Origin of the sequence: Prevotella denticola (assembly GCF_900454835.1) — a bacterium.
In the GTDB taxonomy this organism is placed as follows: Bacteria; Bacteroidota; Bacteroidia; order Bacteroidales; family Bacteroidaceae; genus Prevotella; species Prevotella denticola.
Map to the genome: position 1 here is coordinate 1,433,212 of NZ_UGTM01000001.1, position 17,305 is coordinate 1,450,516.

The 17,305-nt window shown below is 46.8% G+C and carries 28 protein-coding genes; all 28 read right to left on the reverse strand.

Going from position 1 to position 17,305, the window contains the following annotated elements; genetic code table 11:
• Nucleotides 1-7: 7 nt before the first annotated feature.
• The 28 genes from map to DYH27_RS06215 all read right to left on the reverse strand — a co-directional run bounded on the left by map (nt 8) and on the right by DYH27_RS06215 (nt 16,850).
• Complete coding sequence (map, locus tag DYH27_RS06080; RefSeq protein ID WP_025067927.1) at nt 8-808, reverse strand: type I methionyl aminopeptidase; 801 nt, start codon at nt 806-808, stop codon at nt 8-10.
• A 16-nt stretch (nt 809-824) separates the two neighbouring features.
• The gene (gene secY, locus DYH27_RS06085; protein WP_013671037.1) at nt 825-2,165 is read right to left on the reverse strand and encodes a preprotein translocase subunit SecY; all 1,341 of its coding nucleotides are present in this window, start codon (nt 2,163-2,165) and stop codon (nt 825-827) included.
• 4 nt (nt 2,166-2,169) lie between these two features.
• Complete coding sequence (gene rplO, locus DYH27_RS06090; protein WP_004352807.1) at nt 2,170-2,616, reverse strand: 50S ribosomal protein L15; 447 nt, start codon at nt 2,614-2,616, stop codon at nt 2,170-2,172.
• Nucleotides 2,617-2,644: 28 nt separating this feature from the next.
• Entirely contained in the window at nt 2,645-2,821 is a 177-nt protein-coding gene (rpmD, locus tag DYH27_RS06095; protein WP_004352793.1) for a 50S ribosomal protein L30, read from the reverse strand.
• A 19-nt stretch (nt 2,822-2,840) separates the two neighbouring features.
• A complete protein-coding gene (rpsE, locus tag DYH27_RS06100) occupies nt 2,841-3,353 on the reverse strand; it encodes a 30S ribosomal protein S5 (protein ID WP_013671036.1) in 513 nt (170 codons plus the stop codon).
• A 6-nt stretch (nt 3,354-3,359) separates the two neighbouring features.
• Nucleotides 3,360-3,704, reverse strand: coding sequence for a 50S ribosomal protein L18 (gene rplR / locus DYH27_RS06105; RefSeq protein WP_004352769.1), 345 nt, complete (start codon nt 3,702-3,704; stop codon nt 3,360-3,362).
• A gap of 21 nt (nt 3,705-3,725) precedes the next feature.
• Nucleotides 3,726-4,292 (reverse strand): 50S ribosomal protein L6, encoded by a 567-nt coding sequence (gene rplF / locus DYH27_RS06110; protein ID WP_025067928.1) that lies wholly within the window; start codon nt 4,290-4,292, stop codon nt 3,726-3,728.
• A 14-nt stretch (nt 4,293-4,306) separates the two neighbouring features.
• Nucleotides 4,307-4,702, reverse strand: a complete 396-nt coding sequence (gene rpsH / locus DYH27_RS06115; protein ID WP_025067929.1) for a 30S ribosomal protein S8 — start codon at nt 4,700-4,702, stop codon at nt 4,307-4,309.
• 124 nt (nt 4,703-4,826) lie between these two features.
• The gene (gene rpsN, locus DYH27_RS06120; RefSeq protein ID WP_004352786.1) at nt 4,827-5,129 is read right to left on the reverse strand and encodes a 30S ribosomal protein S14; all 303 of its coding nucleotides are present in this window, start codon (nt 5,127-5,129) and stop codon (nt 4,827-4,829) included.
• A 5-nt stretch (nt 5,130-5,134) separates the two neighbouring features.
• Nucleotides 5,135-5,689, reverse strand: a complete 555-nt coding sequence (rplE, locus tag DYH27_RS06125; RefSeq protein WP_004352813.1) for a 50S ribosomal protein L5 — start codon at nt 5,687-5,689, stop codon at nt 5,135-5,137.
• Nucleotides 5,689-6,006 (reverse strand): 50S ribosomal protein L24, encoded by a 318-nt coding sequence (gene rplX / locus DYH27_RS06130; protein ID WP_004352818.1) that lies wholly within the window; start codon nt 6,004-6,006, stop codon nt 5,689-5,691. Before rplX ends, rplE begins: the two co-directional genes overlap by 1 nt.
• Nucleotides 6,007-6,026: 20 nt before the next feature.
• Nucleotides 6,027-6,392: a 50S ribosomal protein L14 gene (rplN, locus tag DYH27_RS06135; RefSeq protein WP_004352833.1), complete on the reverse strand. Its 366-nt coding sequence runs from the start codon at nt 6,390-6,392 to the stop codon at nt 6,027-6,029.
• A gap of 2 nt (nt 6,393-6,394) precedes the next feature.
• Entirely contained in the window at nt 6,395-6,661 is a 267-nt protein-coding gene (rpsQ, locus tag DYH27_RS06140) for a 30S ribosomal protein S17 (RefSeq protein WP_004352789.1), read from the reverse strand.
• A 2-nt stretch (nt 6,662-6,663) separates the two neighbouring features.
• Entirely contained in the window at nt 6,664-6,858 is a 195-nt protein-coding gene (gene rpmC / locus DYH27_RS06145; RefSeq protein WP_004352830.1) for a 50S ribosomal protein L29, read from the reverse strand.
• 5 nt (nt 6,859-6,863) lie between these two features.
• Nucleotides 6,864-7,292 carry a 50S ribosomal protein L16 gene (gene rplP / locus DYH27_RS06150; RefSeq protein WP_004335808.1) on the reverse strand — a complete coding sequence of 143 codons (429 nt, stop codon included), beginning with the start codon at nt 7,290-7,292 and terminating at the stop codon, nt 6,864-6,866.
• A 14-nt stretch (nt 7,293-7,306) separates the two neighbouring features.
• On the reverse strand, nt 7,307-8,035 hold the full coding sequence (gene rpsC, locus DYH27_RS06155) for a 30S ribosomal protein S3 (RefSeq protein ID WP_004352815.1): 729 nt from the start codon (nt 8,033-8,035) through the stop codon (nt 7,307-7,309).
• A gap of 8 nt (nt 8,036-8,043) precedes the next feature.
• Nucleotides 8,044-8,457, reverse strand: a complete 414-nt coding sequence (gene rplV, locus DYH27_RS06160; protein ID WP_004352772.1) for a 50S ribosomal protein L22 — start codon at nt 8,455-8,457, stop codon at nt 8,044-8,046.
• Nucleotides 8,458-8,493: 36 nt separating this feature from the next.
• The gene (rpsS, locus tag DYH27_RS06165) at nt 8,494-8,763 is read right to left on the reverse strand and encodes a 30S ribosomal protein S19 (protein ID WP_004352759.1); all 270 of its coding nucleotides are present in this window, start codon (nt 8,761-8,763) and stop codon (nt 8,494-8,496) included.
• A gap of 22 nt (nt 8,764-8,785) precedes the next feature.
• A complete protein-coding gene (gene rplB, locus DYH27_RS06170) occupies nt 8,786-9,613 on the reverse strand; it encodes a 50S ribosomal protein L2 (RefSeq protein ID WP_004352819.1) in 828 nt (275 codons plus the stop codon).
• Nucleotides 9,614-9,620: 7 nt separating this feature from the next.
• Entirely contained in the window at nt 9,621-9,965 is a 345-nt protein-coding gene (gene rplW, locus DYH27_RS06175; RefSeq protein ID WP_013671035.1) for a 50S ribosomal protein L23, read from the reverse strand.
• A 23-nt stretch (nt 9,966-9,988) separates the two neighbouring features.
• Nucleotides 9,989-10,618, reverse strand: a complete 630-nt coding sequence (rplD, locus tag DYH27_RS06180; protein WP_004352800.1) for a 50S ribosomal protein L4 — start codon at nt 10,616-10,618, stop codon at nt 9,989-9,991.
• On the reverse strand, nt 10,618-11,232 hold the full coding sequence (rplC, locus tag DYH27_RS06185; protein WP_004352782.1) for a 50S ribosomal protein L3: 615 nt from the start codon (nt 11,230-11,232) through the stop codon (nt 10,618-10,620). Before rplC ends, rplD begins: the two co-directional genes overlap by 1 nt.
• A 72-nt stretch (nt 11,233-11,304) precedes the next feature.
• Nucleotides 11,305-11,610, reverse strand: a complete 306-nt coding sequence (gene rpsJ / locus DYH27_RS06190; RefSeq protein ID WP_004352787.1) for a 30S ribosomal protein S10 — start codon at nt 11,608-11,610, stop codon at nt 11,305-11,307.
• 88 nt (nt 11,611-11,698) lie between these two features.
• Nucleotides 11,699-13,816, reverse strand: coding sequence for an elongation factor G (fusA, locus tag DYH27_RS06195; protein WP_025067930.1), 2,118 nt, complete (start codon nt 13,814-13,816; stop codon nt 11,699-11,701).
• A 29-nt stretch (nt 13,817-13,845) separates the two neighbouring features.
• The gene (rpsG, locus tag DYH27_RS06200; RefSeq protein ID WP_008821977.1) at nt 13,846-14,322 is read right to left on the reverse strand and encodes a 30S ribosomal protein S7; all 477 of its coding nucleotides are present in this window, start codon (nt 14,320-14,322) and stop codon (nt 13,846-13,848) included.
• A gap of 196 nt (nt 14,323-14,518) precedes the next feature.
• Nucleotides 14,519-14,902, reverse strand: coding sequence for a 30S ribosomal protein S12 (gene rpsL / locus DYH27_RS06205; RefSeq protein WP_004352803.1), 384 nt, complete (start codon nt 14,900-14,902; stop codon nt 14,519-14,521).
• Nucleotides 14,903-15,096: 194 nt separating this feature from the next.
• Nucleotides 15,097-16,152 carry a hypothetical protein gene (locus DYH27_RS06210; protein WP_025067931.1) on the reverse strand — a complete coding sequence of 352 codons (1,056 nt, stop codon included), beginning with the start codon at nt 16,150-16,152 and terminating at the stop codon, nt 15,097-15,099.
• A gap of 23 nt (nt 16,153-16,175) precedes the next feature.
• A complete protein-coding gene (locus DYH27_RS06215) occupies nt 16,176-16,850 on the reverse strand; it encodes a hypothetical protein (protein ID WP_025067932.1) in 675 nt (224 codons plus the stop codon).
• Between the last annotated feature and the right edge of the window lie 455 nt (nt 16,851-17,305).

Here is a 17,305-nt window from a genome sequence, read left to right on the forward strand (position 1 = left end):
TTCTAATCTAAAAATTTTGTCTTTCTAAATGTTCTATTTCCTCAAAAGAAGATAAGATGTCTGCCTTTCCGGCTCTGACGGCAATCGTATGCTCGAAGTGGGCCGCCGGAAGGCGGTCACGTGTGACAATACTCCAACGGTCCGGCAACATAGCGATTTCACGGCTGCCCATCGTCACCATAGGTTCGATTGCAATGCACATCCCTGCTTTAAGCAATGTACCGGTACCCCGTCTGCCATAATTGGGGACAGGGGGATCCTCGTGCATCTCACGACCGATTCCATGCCCCGTCAACTCACGAACAATACCATAGCCACGTTCCTGACAATAATCCTGAACAGCCTGTCCGATGTCTCCGACATGGTGACCCGCCTGCGCAACCTCAATGCCTTTGTAGAGAGACTCCTTTGTCGTCCGAAGCAATTCCCGTACTTCTTCACTGACTTCTCCCACACAGAAAGTATAACAACTGTCACCATTGAAGCCTTTGAGTAATGTCCCGCAATCGACAGAGATAATATCTCCGTCCTTCAGGACCACATCATCAGCCGGGATGCCGTGTACCACGACATCATTGACAGATGTGCAGATGCTGCCGGGGAAAGGAGGCCCGTATGGACTGGGAAAATCCTTGAATGTGGGTACAGCCCCATTGTCACGGATAAACTCTTCGGCAATGCTGTCCAGCTGCAACGTCGTTACACCGGGCTTCACATGGCGGCCGACCTCGGCCAGCGTCTTGCCGACCAGCAGGTTCGCCTCACGCATGAGTTCGATTTCATCTTCTGTCTTCAGAAATATATTCATTCCTCAAGATAAAGACTTAATAGGCAGCAACACCACCGTTCCCGCGTGTATGACCGGAATTAAGAAGTCCATCATAGTGGCGCATCATCAAATGCGACTCAATCTGCTGGAGCGTATCAATCACGACACCGACAAGAATCAGCAATGACGTACCACCGAAGAACTGACCAAAAGCATCCTGAACATTCAGGAGACCAGCCAATGCCGGCATGACGGCGATAAAAGCGATGAACAAAGAACCGGGCCCCGTGATACGGGTCATAACAGTATCAATGTAATCGGCAGTGTCCTTTCCAGGCTTGACACCAGGAATAAAACCGTTGTTCCGCTTCATATCCTCAGCCATCTGAGTCGGATTAAGTGTAATAGCCGTGTAGAAATAAGTAAATACTACAATAAGAAGCACATAGACACAGTTATACGCCAGACTCTTTGTATTCATAAGAGACTGGAGAACAGAGCTGGTATTATCAGTTGAATACTGAACGATAGCCAACGGAATGAACATCAATGCCTGAGCAAAGATAATCGGCATTACATTAGCTGCAAACAGCTTCAAAGGAATATACTGACGTGCTCCGCCATACTGCTTGTTTCCAACCACACGCTTTGCATACTGGACGGGGACTTTGCGAGTACCTTGTACGAGAAGGATAGATGCACATACGACAGCATAAAGGATGATGATCTCAACGATAAACATGACGAGACCACCACTTGTAATGGCCGTAAAACGGCTGCTTACTTCCTGAATGAAAGCCTGTGGCAGACGCGCAATGATACCGATCATAATGATCAGGGAGATACCATTGCCGACACCCTTGTCCGTTATGCGCTCACCAAGCCAGAGAATGAACATCGATCCTGCCGCCAGAATAATGGTTGCAGGAATCATGAAAGTAGTCCAGCTGACACCTGTTGCCAGTGCGCCGGCTGCCTGCATCTTCAAGTTCATCAGGTAAGACGGTGCCTGAAACAGTAGGATCACTACTGTCAGGACACGCGTATACCAATTGATTTTCTTATGGCCGCTCTCGCCTTCACGCTGCATCTTCTGGAAATAAGGAACAGCGACAGCAAGAAGCTGCATAACGATAGAAGCTGAGATGTATGGCATGATTCCTAATGCGAAGATGGACGCATGGGAAAATGCACCACCGGAGAACATGTCCAGAAGCGACATTAGGCCGCCTGCGGTCTGTGACTGCAATTTTTCCAGAAGGGCCGGGTTGATGCCGGGAAGCACAACAAACGACCCAAAACGGTAAATAGCCGTGAACAGAATGGTGATGAGGAGTCGCTGGCGCAAGTCCTCAACCTTCCAACAGTTCTTCAGTGTCTCAATAAACTTTTTCATTAACTTAGATTATAGTTGTGTTACCACCTACTGCCTTAATAGCTTCTTCGGCAGACTTAGAGAAAGCATTGGCTGAAACTTCCAGCTTCGCTTTCAGTTCACCGTTACCGAGAACCTTTACAAGTTTCTTGCCGCTGGTAAGACCCGCAGCCTTCAACTCCTCGATTCCGATTTTGGTGAGGTTATTCTTCTCGGCAAGTGCCTGAAGAGTCGAGAGATTTACTGCGAAATACTCCTTGTGGTTGATGTTCTTGAAGCCTGCCTTCGGAACACGACGCTGGAGAGGCATCTGACCACCTTCGAAGCCAATCTTTCTCTTGTAACCAGAGCGTGACTTTGCACCCTTATGACCACGGGTAGAAGTACCACCGAGTCCGGAACCCGGACCACGACCGATACGACGACGTGAATGTGTAGAGCCAGCAGCTGGTTTCAAATTATTTAATTTCATAATTACTGTTTCCTGTTAAAAAAATTAATTAATCAATTACTGATACCAGATGATGTACCTTACGGATCATTCCGCGGCAGCTTGGAGTATCCTCTACTTCAACAACCTGAGAAATCTTATGAAGCCCCAGTGCAAGCAAAGTGCTCTTCTGGTCTTTGGGAGCACCAATACGGCTCTTAATCTGCTTAATCTTAATTTTTGCCATAATTTAATTTCTCCGAAATTTAACCGTTAAATACCTTGTCCATACTGATACCACGCTCACCAGCCACTGTATACGCATCACGCATGGAAGAGAGTGCAGCGATGGTTGCCTTCACGAGGTTATGGGGGTTGGAAGAACCCTTCGACTTAGCAATTACGTCAGAGATACCTGCGCTCTCGAGAACGGCACGCATAGCACCACCGGCTTTCAGACCGGTACCGGCAGCAGCCGGCTTGAGGAGAACATGAGCGCCGCTGAAACGAGCCTCTGCCTCATGGGGCACAGTACCTTTCAACACCGGGACCTTGACGAGGTTCTTCTTTGCAGCGTCAGTACCTTTCTGGATAGCAGCGGTAACTTCACCAGCCTTGCCAAGTCCCCAGCCAATAACGCCCTTACCGTCACCTACAACGACGATAGCTGCGAATGTGAAAGTACGACCACCCTTTGTAACCTTGGTTACACGGTTGATAGCAACCAGACGGTCTTTCAGTTCTACATCACTATTTACTTTTACTCTATTCATTGCCATAATCGTTTAGAATTTAAGTCCTCCCTCACGAGCAGCGTCGGCCAGAGCCTGTACGCGGCCATGATAGAGATAACCGTTACGGTCGAAAACAACCTGCTCAACACCAGCAGCCTTAGCATGCTCTGCAACGAGTGCACCGACTTTCTTGGCCTGATCAATCTTGGCCATCTTCTCAAGGCCGAGAGAAGAAGCAGAAGCAAGGGTCGTACCGGTCAGATCGTTAATAACCTGTGCATAAATCTGCTTGTTACTGCGGAAGACGCTCAGACGCGGACGCTCGGCAGTACCGTTCACACTCTTACGAATGCGGAACTTTATCTTAATTCTTCTTTGTTCTTTCTTTGTTGTCATAATCGTAATGATGTATTAAAGTTACTTAGCTGCAGCCGTCTTACCAGACTTTCTGCGAATAACCTCACCCTGGAACAGGATACCCTTACCCTTGTAAGGCTCAGGCTTACGGAAAGAACGGATCTTTGCACAGATGAGACCGAGGAGCTGCTTGTCAGCTGATTCGAGAGTGATAATCGGATTCTGGTTACGCTCGCTCTTCGTCTCCACCTTCACCTCGGAAGGCAGCTGGAGAAAAATCGGATGCGTATAGCCGAGTGAGAACTCCACCAGATTGCCCTGGTTTGAGACACGGTAACCGACACCGACAAGCTCCATTGTCTTCTTGTACCCCTCGCTGACGCCAACGACCATGTTGTTGACGAGTGAACGGTAGAGACCGTGGAAAGCCTGCTTCTGCTTGTAGTTCACCGGGGTGTCCTCATCAACCTCGAATGTAACCTGACCATCCGCAATGACAGTCTTGATAGAAGAATCAACCTTCTGAGAAAGTTCACCCTTAGGACCTTTTACTGTAACGACACCATCCTTGAGAGCCACTGTAACACCAGCGGGAATACTAATTGGTAATTTTCCTATTCTTGACATATTCAATCCTCCAATTAATAAATGTAACAAAGTACCTCACCGCCGATCTTCTCGGCAGCAGCCTCCTTGTCAGTCATTACACCTTTAGACGTGGAAAGGATAGCGATTCCAAGTCCGTTAATTACTCTCGGCATCTCTTTGTAACCTGTGTACTGGCGGAGACCAGGGGTAGAGACACGCTTCAAGCTCTTGATAGCGCTCTTCTTCGTTACAGGATCGTACTTCAGTGCGACCTTGATTGAACCTTGGGGACCATCCTCCACGAACTTATAGTTCAGGATGTAACCCTTCTCGAAGAGAATCTTGGTGATAGACTTCTTCAAGTTAGACGCAGGAACCTCAACGACACGGTGATGAGCCATGATTGCGTTTCTGAGTCTTGTCAGATAATCTGCTATTGGATCTGTCATAAAATATAAATGTTTAATTGATCGGGACCATCCCGACAATATTAAAAATCGCTTGAAAGCGGATAATGAACTGCAAAGGTACAAAATATAAATTACAATTCACTACCGCATCAATATAATTTGATTACCAGCTTGCCTTCTTCACTCCTGGAATAAGTCCCTGGGAAGCCATCTCACGGAACTGGATACGGGAGAGACCGAACTGGCGGATGTAACCCTTCGGACGACCGGTGATCTTACAACGGTTGTGCAGACGGATAGGGTTAGCGTTCCTCGGTATAGACTGCAACTTGCGAGCTGCCTCATAAGCCTCTTCAGGATCATTTGAAGTAGCGATAATCTTTTTCAGAGCTGCGCGTTTCTCGGCATAACGTGCGACAAGTCTTGCACGCTTTACCTCGCGAGCTTTCATTGATTCTTTTGCCATATCAATTAATCGTTTTTAGCATTCTTGAATGGAAGTCCGAAGCCCTTCAGCAAAGCAAAACCTTCTTCATCAGTCTTAGCCGATGTAACGAAGGTTATGTTCATACCCTGGATACGGTCAACCTGATCGATATTAATCTCCGGGAAAATAATCTGCTCGGTGATACCAAGCGTATAGTTCCCCCGTCCGTCGAATTTGCTCTCGATACCCTTGAAGTCACGGATACGCGGCAAAGATACACGGACGAGCTTTTCGAGGAATTCATACATCCGCTCGCGGCGCAGCGTTACCATGACACCGATAGGCATCTTCTTACGCAGCTTGAAGTTGGCAATATCCTTCTTGGAATACGTTGCAACAGCCTTCTGACCTGTGATAGAAGAGATTTCATTGACGGCAACTTCGATGATTTTCTTATCCTGCGTTGCATCGCCGAGCCCCTGGTTGATGACAATCTTCTTCAATACAGGAACCTGCATGATTGAAGAATAATTGAACTGCTTCTGCAGAGCCGGAACAATCTGCTCCTTGTATTGTTTCTTTAACTGAGCTGTATCCATTACTTAATTTCCTCCCCTGACTTTTTAGCGATACGCCTAACAGTCTTGCCCTCACGCTCAATCTTGATGCGCGTAGCTTTACCGCTCTTCGGATCGATGAGACTTAAATTTGAGATATGAATTGCAGCCTCCTGCTTAATGATGCCCCCCTGAGGATGGGCTGCAGAAGGTTTCATGCTCTTCGAGACCATATTCACGCCCTCGACGATAGCACGCTCCTTGTCTGCAATGACCTTAAGCACCTTTCCGGTCTTACCCTTGTCTGCACCGGCAAGGACAATGACCTGATCGTCTTTCTTTATATGGAATTTTGCCATTTTATTTTTCAATTTAATCATTAGAGAACCTCAGGTGCCAAAGAAACGACTTTCATGTTCACTGCACGCAGCTCACGGGCAACAGGACCGAAAATACGGCTGCCACGGATCTCGCCTGCATTGTTCAGCAATACACATGCATTGTCGTCGAAACGGATGTAAGAACCGTCTGCGCGGCGGATTTCCTTCTTTGTGCGAACAATCAATGCCTTTGATACTGCACCCTTTTTCAATTCACTTGATGGGATGACGTTCTGTACAGCAACTACGATAACGTCACCAACACTTGCATAACGGCGGCCTGTACCACCCAGCACACGGATGCACTTAGCTTCCCGGGCACCGCTGTTATCACATACTGTAAGTTTTGATTCTGTCTGTATCATAATTACTTAGCTTTTTCAACAATTTGAACTAATCTCCATCTCTTTGTCTTGGAAAGAGGACGAGTCTCCATAATCAGCACCGTATCACCTACATTTGCCTCATTCTTCTCGTCATGGGCATGGTACTTCTTTGTCTTCTGGACAAACTTACCATAAATAGGGTGCTTCTCCTTGAACTTAGACGCAATAACGATGGTTTTATCCATTTTGTTGCTGATAACGACACCCTGTCTTACTTTTCTTAAATTTCTTGTTTCCATCTGGACCATTGTTATTTGTTAAGTTCTCTCTGAGAAAGTTCAGTTTTCATACGTGCGATGTCACGACGAGCGGTCTTAATCTGAGATGGATTCTCAAGCGGAGTAATCTGATGGTTCAGCTTCATCTTGGTGAGAGCTGCCTCAGCATTCTCAATCTTCTCAACCAAATCCTTGGTCTCGAGCTCTTTTACTTCTTTAATCTTCATCTTTCTTAAGCGTTTTTATCGAAATCACGTCTAACAATAAACTTTGTCTTAACAGGCAGCTTCTGGGCAGCGAGACGAAGGGCCTCCTTTGCAATGTCAAAACTTACCCCTTCTACTTCAAAGAGGACACGACCCGGAGTAACCGGTGCTACCCATCCGGCAGGGTCACCCTTACCTTTACCCATACGCACGTCGGCAGGCTTGCGGGTGATCGGCTTGTCTGGGAAAATACGAATCCAGACCTGCCCCTGACGGTTCATGTAGCGGTTCACTGCTACACGGGCGGCCTCAATCTGGCGGCTGTCAATCCACTTAGCCTCAAGCGTCTTGATGCCGAATGAGCCGAAAGCCAACTGTGTACCTCTGTGAGCGTTGCCTTTGTTGCCGCGCCCGTCCTGAGGCCTTCTATATTTTACTCTTTTTGGCTGTAACATGATAGCTTCTTCTTTTAACGGTTATTGTTTCTTCTGCGATTACCCCTTCCGGAACGTCCACCATTATTGGAACGGCCGTTGCTCTTCTCCTGGGTGAAGTTGGGAGTGAGGTCAACTTTGTTGTAGACTTCACCACGGCAAATCCAGACCTTGATACCCAACAGACCGACCTTGGTAAGAGCCTCTGTCTGACAATAATCGATGTCTGCACGGAAAGTATGCAGTGGGGTACGCCCCTCCTTGAACATTTCCTTACGGGCCATTTCAGCACCGTTCAGACGACCTGTAATCTGAACTTTAATACCCTCTGCACCAGCACGCATGGTATTGGCAACAGCCATCTTGATGGCGCGACGGTAAGCAATCTTGCCCTCTACCTGACGAGCGATATTGTTACCCACGATGTTTGCATCAAGTTCAGGTTTCTTAACCTCGAAGATATTAATCTGAATCTCTTTCTTGAAGAGGTTCTTCAACTCTTCTTTGAGCTTGTCAACATCCTGACCACCTTTGCCGATAACGATGCCCGGACGAGCGGTGCAAATAGTAATGGTGACGAGCTTCAATGTGCGCTCTATGACAATACGGGAAACGCTTGCTTTCTCCAAACGCTTGTTCAGGTAAGTACGGATCTTACGGTCCTCTACGAGATTATCCCCGAAGTTCTTGCCACCGAACCAATTTGACTCCCAACCGCGGATGATACCAAGACGGTTGCTAATTGGATTAACTTTCTGTCCCATTCTACTATTTATTTATCATCATTATTAGCGTCAGCCTTCGAGTCGACGAAAAGCGTGACGTGGTTAGAACGTTTGCGGATTCTGTAGCCACGGCCCTGCGGTGCAGGACGCATGCGCTTCATAGTAACACCTTCATCAACGAAGACCTTAGAGATATAAAGTTCACCGTCTTCAGCCTTGCGGTCATTCTTCGTCTCCCAGTTGTTGATAGCCGAGCGCAGAAGTTTCTCAACGTTCTGGGCGGCTGCCTTCTTGGAGAATCTCAGCACACCAAGGGCACGATTGACCTCCATTCCACGAACCATGTCAACAACATAGCGCATTTTGCGTGGAGAAGAAGGACAGTCCTTGAGCTTTGCAAAATACTGGCTTTTCAGTGCTTCCTTACGAGCTTCAGCCTTTATATGTTTTCTTGCTCCCATTATATTTTCTGTTTTCTAAATGGATTATGGACCTGCTTACTTCTTGTTGTTACCGGAATGGCCACCGAACCGGCGCGTAGGACTGAACTCTCCGAGCTTGTGACCTACCATGTTCTCAGTAATGTAAACAGGGATAAATTTGTTTCCGTTATGAACTGCAACAGTGTGACCCACAAAATCAGGGGAAATCATTGATGCCCTGGCCCATGTCTTAACGACATTCTGCTTACCACTCTCGTTCATGGCGAGAATCTTCTTCTCGAGTGATACGTTGATGTATGGACCTTTTTTTAATGAACGACTCATAATTTACTCTTAATTACTTTGATTACTTCTTGTTAGCTCTCTCAATGATGTACTTGTTTGAAAGCTTCTTAGGTGCACGAGTCTTGAGACCCTTAGCGTACAAGCCCTTGCGTGAACGTGGGTGACCACCGGACTGGCGACCTTCACCACCACCCATCGGGTGATCAACAGGGTTCATAACAACACCACGGTTGTGAGGACGCCGCCCCAACCAACGAGATCGACCAGCCTTACCAGACTGCTCAAGTGCATGGTCAGAGTTACCTACACTACCAACAGTCGCCTTACAAGCCGACAAGATCTGGCGTGTTTCGCCAGAAGGGAGCTTGATAACACAATAACTGCCTTCACGAGAAGTAAGCTGAGCAAAGTTACCAGCCGAACGAACGAGCAATGCACCCTGCCCCGGACGTAACTCAATATTGTGAATTACGGTACCGACGGGAATGTTAGCCAGTGGAAGGGCATTCCCGACCTCAGGTGCTGCCTCAGCACCTGACATCAGTGTTGCACCCACCTGCAGTCCGTTAGGAGCAATAATGTAACGTTTTTCACCATCAGCATAGTATAACAGCGCAATGCGGGCAGATCTGTTAGGATCATACTCGATTGTCTTCACTACAGCTGGAACACCATCTTTCTCCCGCTTGAAGTCGATAAGACGATACTTCCTCTTGTGACCTCCGCCCATATAGCGGACAGTCATCTTACCGGTGTTGTTTCGACCACCGGTAGAACGTTTACCGTAAACGAGAGACTTCTCTGGCACGGATGCAGTAATCTCCTCGAACGTGCCAATAACCTTGTGTCTTTGTCCCGGTGTGACCGGGTTGAATTTACGTACTGCCATCTTTTATTTAAATATTGCTGTAAAAATCAATTGAATCGCCATTCTTCAAAGTGACGATAGCCTTCTTGAATGCGTTCTTCTGTCCCTTTACGAGACCGGCCTTGGTGTAGCGTGCCTGACGCTTACCTGCATAACGAGCCGTATTCACACTTACTACTGTAACGTTGTACAGAGCCTCAACTTCTTTCTTAATCTCAAGTTTGTTGGCATCAGGCTTGACAATAAAGCCATACTTCGGCTGGGCCGGAATGGTTTTCTTTTCCCCCTTGTGCTTTACAACCTTATCCACAGAAGACTTGTTTGTCAAATTGGACATCTTCTCAGTGACCAACGGTTTAATGATAAATCCCATAATTCTTCTTGTCTCCTATATTATTACTTGATTAAGATTCCATCGATGACTTTCAGAGAGTTCTCAGTAACAACAAGCACATCAGCATTCAAAACCTTGTAAGAATTGACCTGTGCCGCCGTCATTACCTCTGTCTTCTGCAGATTACGAGCCGACAAATATACGTTTTTCTCTACTTCCGGCAAAACGAGAAGCAACTTCTTGCCATCTACTTTCAGATTTTTTGCAATGTTTACGAAATCTTTTGTCTTCGGAGCATCAAGATTGAAATCCTCTACGACAACGATTGCATTCTCCTGCGCCTTGTAAGTCAATGCAGACTTACGTGCAAGAACTTTCACTTTCTTGTTCAGTTTGAAACTATAGTCACGTGGCTTCGGACCGAAGACACGACCACCGCCAACGAGAACCGGTGAGTTGATGTCACCACGACGGGCACCGCCGCCGCCCTTCTGACGACCCAGCTTGCGGGTAGAACCGGCATGTTCACTTCTTTCCTTCGACTTGGCTGTACCCTGACGCTGGTCTGCGAGATACTGCTTGACTGCGAGATAGAGGACGTGGTCGTTAGGCTCAATACCGAAGATATTCTCGTTAAGAGTTACCTTGCGGCCGGTCTCCTGACCTTTGATATCTAATACGTTAATATCCATTACTTGCTAATTATTACGGTTGAACCATTGCATCCAGCTACACTGCCCTTCACGAGAAGAAGATTGTGTTCCGGAATAACCTTTAACACCTGAAGGTTCTGAGTTGTCACTCTGTCACCTCCCATCTGGCCACCCATACGCATGCCCTTGAAGACCTTTGCTGGGTAAGAACAAGCACCGATAGATCCCGGCTTGCGTGCACGGTCGTCCTGACCGTGAGTAGACTGACCTACACCACCGAATCCGTGACGCTTTACAACGCCCTGGAAGCCTTTACCTTTGGACGTACCTACAACGTCAACGAACTTCGTGTCGTTGAACAGTTCAACGGTAATCGTGTCACCGAGGTTATACTCCTCATCAAACTTGAACTCGGCCAAGTGCTTCTTCGGTGTTGTGCCGGCTTTCTTGAAGTGTCCCAGCTGCGGCTTGGAAGTTCTCTTCTCCTTCGCCTCACCGAAACCTAACTGAACAGCCTTGTAACCATCCTTCTCAACAGTCTTGATCTGGGTTACAACACAAGGACCAGCTTCGATAACAGTGCACGGTACGTTCTTACCGTCGGCACTGAAAACGGATGTCATTCCGATTTTCTTTCCTAATAATCCTGGCATTTCAATTAATTATTTAAAAATGAATGTAAATGCTTTGTTTGTTTTAAATCGTTTCTTACTCGTCAACAGCGACTACACCTTGATTTCAACCTCTACACCTGACGGCAGTTCCAGTTTCATCAGTGCATCAACAGTCTTTGCCGTTGAGCTGTAGATGTCGATGAGACGCTTGAAATCAGAGAGCTGAAACTGCTCGCGCGACTTCTTGTTGACGAATGTAGAACGGTTTACAGTGTAAATACGTTTGTGTGTCGGCAATGGAATAGGACCACTGACGATAGCACCCGTAGCCTTCACGGCCTTCACAATCTTCTCTGCTGACTTGTCAACCAACTGGTGGTCGTAAGACTTCAGCTTAATACGAATCTTCTGACTCATGTCTTTGATTTAATTGATATTGAATTTAGATAAAGGCTGCCCTTCCATAAGAGTCATTCGCTATGGAAGAGCAACGCCTTAAATTGATTTACTTCACAAGGTCCGAATTGCCTTTCAGCTCATCAAGAATCTCTTTGGCGAGGTTGCTTGAAACAGGTGAGTGGTGATCATACTCCATAGAAGAAGTGGCACGACCGGAAGTGATGGTGCGGAGAGCAGTCACATACCCGAACATCTCTGACAGCGGGACCATCGCCTTCACGATGCGGGCACCGCTGCGGGCCTCATCCATACCCTGTACAAGACCACGACGCTTGTTCAAATCACCGATGACATCACCCATGTTTTCTTCAGGGGTAACGACCTCTACCTTCATGATAGGCTCCATGAGAACAGGACCCGCCTTCGGGCAAAGCACCTTGAAAGCCTGGTGAGCGACAAGCTCGAATGACAGCTGATCAGAGTCTACCGGGTGGAAAGAGCCGTCCGTCAGGGTTACTTTCATACCTGTCAATGGGAAGCCGCCGAGGACACCATTGCTCAGACAGTCCTTGAATCCCTTCTCTACAGAAGGAATGAATTCCTTAGGCACATTACCGCCCTTGACAACATTGATGAATTGCAGGTCACCCTCTGTGTAATCCTCGTCTTTCGGTTCGATGGTTACATCAATACAAGCGAACTTACCACGACCACCAGACTGCTTCTTATAAGTCTCACGACTCTGGGCGGCCTTTGTAATAGCCTCCTTGTAGTTAACCTGCGGCTTACCCTGGTTACACTCTACCTTGAACTCACGCTTCAGACGGTCGATGATGATATCCAGGTGAAGCTCGCCCATTCCGGAGATAATCGTCTGGCCACTCTGCTCATCAGTGCGGACAGTAAATGTAGGATCCTCCTCGGCGAGTTTGGCAAGACCATTGTCCAACTTGGCAACATCTGCCTGGCTCTTCGGCTCGACAGCAATAGAAATCACCGTATCCGGGAACGTCATGGACTCCAGTACAATCGGCGCATTCTCATCACAGAGTGTATCGCCCGTACGAATATCCTTGAAACCTACACCAGCGCCGATGTCACCAGCATCAATTGACTCCATAGGAATTTCCTTGTTGGAGTTCATCTGGAACAGACGGCTGATGCGTTCCTTTTTACGGGAACGTGGATTGTATACATAAGATCCTGCAACGACCTTACCGGAGTAGACGCGGAAGAACACCAGACGGCCCATGAACGGGTCGGTAGCGATCTTGAACGCCAGCGCAGCCGTAGGATCGTTCTCGCTTGGTTTGCGGTCTTCTTCTTCCTCCGTATCAGGATTCGTACCGACGATAGCCGGTGTATCGAGCGGAGAAGGCAGGAAAGCACAGACATAGTCGAGAAGCGGCTGAACGCCCTTGTTCTTGTACGAAGAACCGAGGAGCATCGGGCAGCACTCCATGGCGATACACCCCTTGCGAATAGCTGCAATGATCTTTTCTTCAGGAACATCTTTGCCTTCAAGGTACAGTTCCATCACCTCATCGTCAAAGTTGGCAGCACCTTCGAGCAGCTTGTCACGCCACTCGGCAGCCTCGTCGGCGAGGTCGGCAGGAATCTCCTCGACATCGTATTCTGCACCCATCGTCTCATCGTGCCAGAGGATAGCCTTCATCTTAATCAGGTCTACAACACCCTTGAAGTTCTCCTCTGCACCGATTGGAATCTGGACGGCAATCGGGTTAGCCCCCAGAATGTCCTTCATCTGCTGTACCGTTTCGAAGAAGTCTGCACCGGAACGGTCCATCTTGTTCACATAACCGATACGTGGAACATTGTATTTGTCAGCCTGACGCCATACGGTTTCAGACTGCGGCTGGACACCGTCAGCAGCAGAGTAAGTTGCGACAGCACCGTCAAGGACACGGAGTGAACGCTCCACCTCTGCGGTGAAGTCAACGTGTCCCGGGGTATCAATCAAGTTAATCTTGTAAGACTTGCCCAGATAGTTCCAGTTACATGTGGTCGCAGCAGAGGTAATCGTGATACCACGCTCCTGCTCCTGTGCCATCCAGTCCATTGTGGCAGCACCATCATGAACCTCGCCGATCTTGTGCGTCTTACCCGTATAGAAAAGAATGCGCTCAGATGTAGTCGTCTTACCGGCATCAATGTGTGCCATGATACCGATATTACGAGTCAAATGTAAATCGTGATTTGCCATTTTCTTTTTACCTTATTATAATAACTTGATTAGAATCTGAAGTGAGCAAATGCACGGTTAGCCTCTGCCATGCGGTGCATATCTTCCTTGCGCTTGTAGGCACCGCCCTGGTTGTTGAAGGCATCCATGATCTCTGATGCGAGTTTGTCAGCCATGCTCTTACCGCCGCGCTTGCGTGCGAAAGCGATCATATTCTTCATCGAGACGCTCTCCTTGCGGTCCGGGCGGATTTCAGTCGGCACCTGGAAAGTGGCACCACCGATACGGCGGCTCTTCACCTCTACTTGCGGGGTGATGTTGTCGAGCGCCTGCTTCCAGACCTCAAGTGGAGACTTCTCCTCGTCTTTCATCTTGCCGCCCACGATGTCGAGGGCTGCGTAGAAAATCTCGTATGAGGTGTTCTTCTTACCGTCATACATCAAGTGATTTACGAACTTTGACACCTTCTGGTCGTTGAACTTTGGATCCGGAAGGATTACACGCTTCTTTGGTTTTGCTTTTCTCATTTTATTTTTAAACTTTAATTCTGCGGAGGCTGTCGTCTTTCCGTTCTTCAACACCCTCTCCTGGGCATTTACTCAACCTTTGTGATTACAAATCTCCAGCAAAACTGTTTGTTTTTAGTTGCTTCTTCTTGAAGAGCCCCGGCGCATCGGCCATCACCGGCCGTTGCACCTCGGCTTTATGGATTGAAGTCTTCTGTTACTTCTTGGCCGCCTTAGGACGCTTTGCACCATATTTGGAGCGACGCTGTGTACGGTTGGCAACACCTGCGGTATCGAGTGTACCACGAACGATGTGATAGCGCACACCCGGAAGGTCCTTCACACGGCCGCCACGAACAAGCACGATACTGTGCTCCTGCAGGTTGTGACCTTCTCCCGGGATGTAGGAGTTGACTTCCTTCTGATTGGTCAGACGAACACGGGCAACCTTACGCATTGCCGAATTAGGCTTCTTAGGGGTCGTGGTGTAAACACGGACACAGACGCCGCGACGCTGAGGACAGTTGTCCAGAGCCGGGGACTTGCTCTTGTCTACGATGACCCGTCTGCCTTTTCTTACTAACTGTGAAATAGTAGGCATGATTTTTACTTTTTATTGTTATATATTTATTTTGTTTATTTTCAATCCATTACGAACGCAAGCTGAACGCTTTAAAAGCCTTATAATCTGCTCTGTCGTTTCGGGTTGCAAAGGTACAAAGATTCCCTTAAATGACCTAATAATAAGAAAAAGAATAATTCCCCGCACCTCTCATGTTAACAATAAATAACTTTTTATTCATTATTTAACGTACCTGCTGGAGTATTCTTTGTATCGACTTCTTGGACAAAGCAGTTCCTGCCCAAATCTATTGTGTAAATTTTTGCAGCGTCTGCCTCTGCACTTTCCTCATCATAAGTCAGCATAACAGTCCATATCCTGCGCTGAACGGTATCAATATAATATATCTGCTCATAAGCCGACAGGGTCTCGGCATTGTTATAATATTCATAACAGAGAACAGAGTCGGTAACCTTATCATTTACAGACAACAAGGCATAGACTTTTATGTATTCTTCCGATTTACTTTTCTCTTTACGCTTCTTGAACAACAATTTATGTGCTGCATCCAACTGCACCACCGGCATAAGGGAACTGGAGGACAAAAGGTAATAATCCACTCTCAGACAATCAAGTACACAATCCTCCCTGCCTGCAGCACAAGAGCCATTAACCCGATCTGAGAAGTCCGGCAAAGACACCAGACTGTCTCCCAGCACTTCAAAAAACTTTTTATTATTTCTGCCTGATATATTCATAAGATACTCACCTGTATCCTTCGGAGCATCCTGCACCTTAAAACTGTCGGTTTGTATCCATTTCCCGTTTGTCAGCAGATATGTCTTATAAACAGCATTACTGTCTGGCTGGAATTCATCCCCTTTTATGTCCTTGACCATTTCCTTGTTCAAGGCAATGGCAAAAACGTCATATCGCGTTATTCTCGCATTGATATAGCGTTCCATGTCTTTTTCGTATCTGTACGCCTGTTCAGCATCTTTGCCCTTCCAATATCCTTTCTTATTATATACATCCCAGAAACTTCGTTCTTTCTCCGTGCGACCAAGAAAATAAACCACATATAACTCGGTGTTGTTTTCGCCGGAAAAACAAGGCAACATAATCTGTTCGCCATCCGTAAACCTCAATGCCGAAGTCCTGTCATTGATGTTCAGGAAGTTCTTGGCATCATCTTCTGCATTCCCTTTCAGAATATGCCCTGCCGAAGCCACGCTGTTGACACACCCCCCAAAAGGTAAAATCATCAACAAAAGCAATAAGACTTTCATACTCGTTTTTCTTTTCGTTTACCTTACAGTGGCTTCTCCACAACTACTATATGCCTGCGCTCCTGTTGCTTCCAATATTGTATTGCAACCGTCCTATACTTTATTTGAGGATAGGCATGTAGCTGCCTGAAAGATGCAAAATCTTTATCTTTCATGGCAAGAACGTCCTTTGCCTGCTCAATATACTCCGGACAACATTCCTTATACTCGGTCTGTCTTTCCAGAATATTGTTATAGTACATCTTTTGAAACTGCAAAGACAACCCTTTAACAGCCCCCCAGTGATGCCTGTATAAATATTCCTCCTGTTCTTGAGAAGTCCAGAGGAAATACTTTTGTTTCATACGCTTCTCCAATCTGCTTCTTTCAGAAGAAAATTCCAACCATACAGCAGGTGTATCGTCTGTCGTTTCCTGCTTGACACCGATAACAATCGTTTCCTGTAGATTTACAACATGGATGTCCTCCGGGAAGAAAAGACCTGCTCCATCAAGCGTGAAGTATGTCTGTGGCATGATATATAAAGTATCATTTCTTTCTTCAAACATGAAATCTTCTTTGTCAGCATCAAGTAAATACAATACAATCCCATCAATGACATACAAATCGCCTTTCCATACGCAACCTGCCGTACTTTTCTGTATCAAACTGCTCAACAGAATGAACAAGACCAACACTTTCCTCATCCTATTCATCATACACTTAGCTTTTAGTTGATGATACTACCCTACGGCACGCTTTAAGCCTACAAGTCTCTTGCCACAGACCTCATACTCTACGGATCACAAGTACCTCATAATCAGAGCTATCACCCATTTGCTCAACATGCAGGACTCTCCTACCTTGACTTTCCCTTCCATCAGCACGGCAAAAGAGAACCTCCACCAGTACAGAAAGTTTCATCATGATGGTTTTATGCCTGCACAAAAATAGACTTTAATTTCTGAAAAACAAAGAAACAGAAAGAAAAAATGTCCTATACTTTGTAAGGGAGGAAGTAAACATCTTAGCCACAACACCTTACTTTAGTGGATAAAAGATAAATAGTGCTGCCCAATAAACATTTTCCCATATAAATTAGCCATTAGTGTCTTACTATATACATCATAATGGCCATAATGAACCACTCCTCCCACCTTCAGCCGATGTGGTG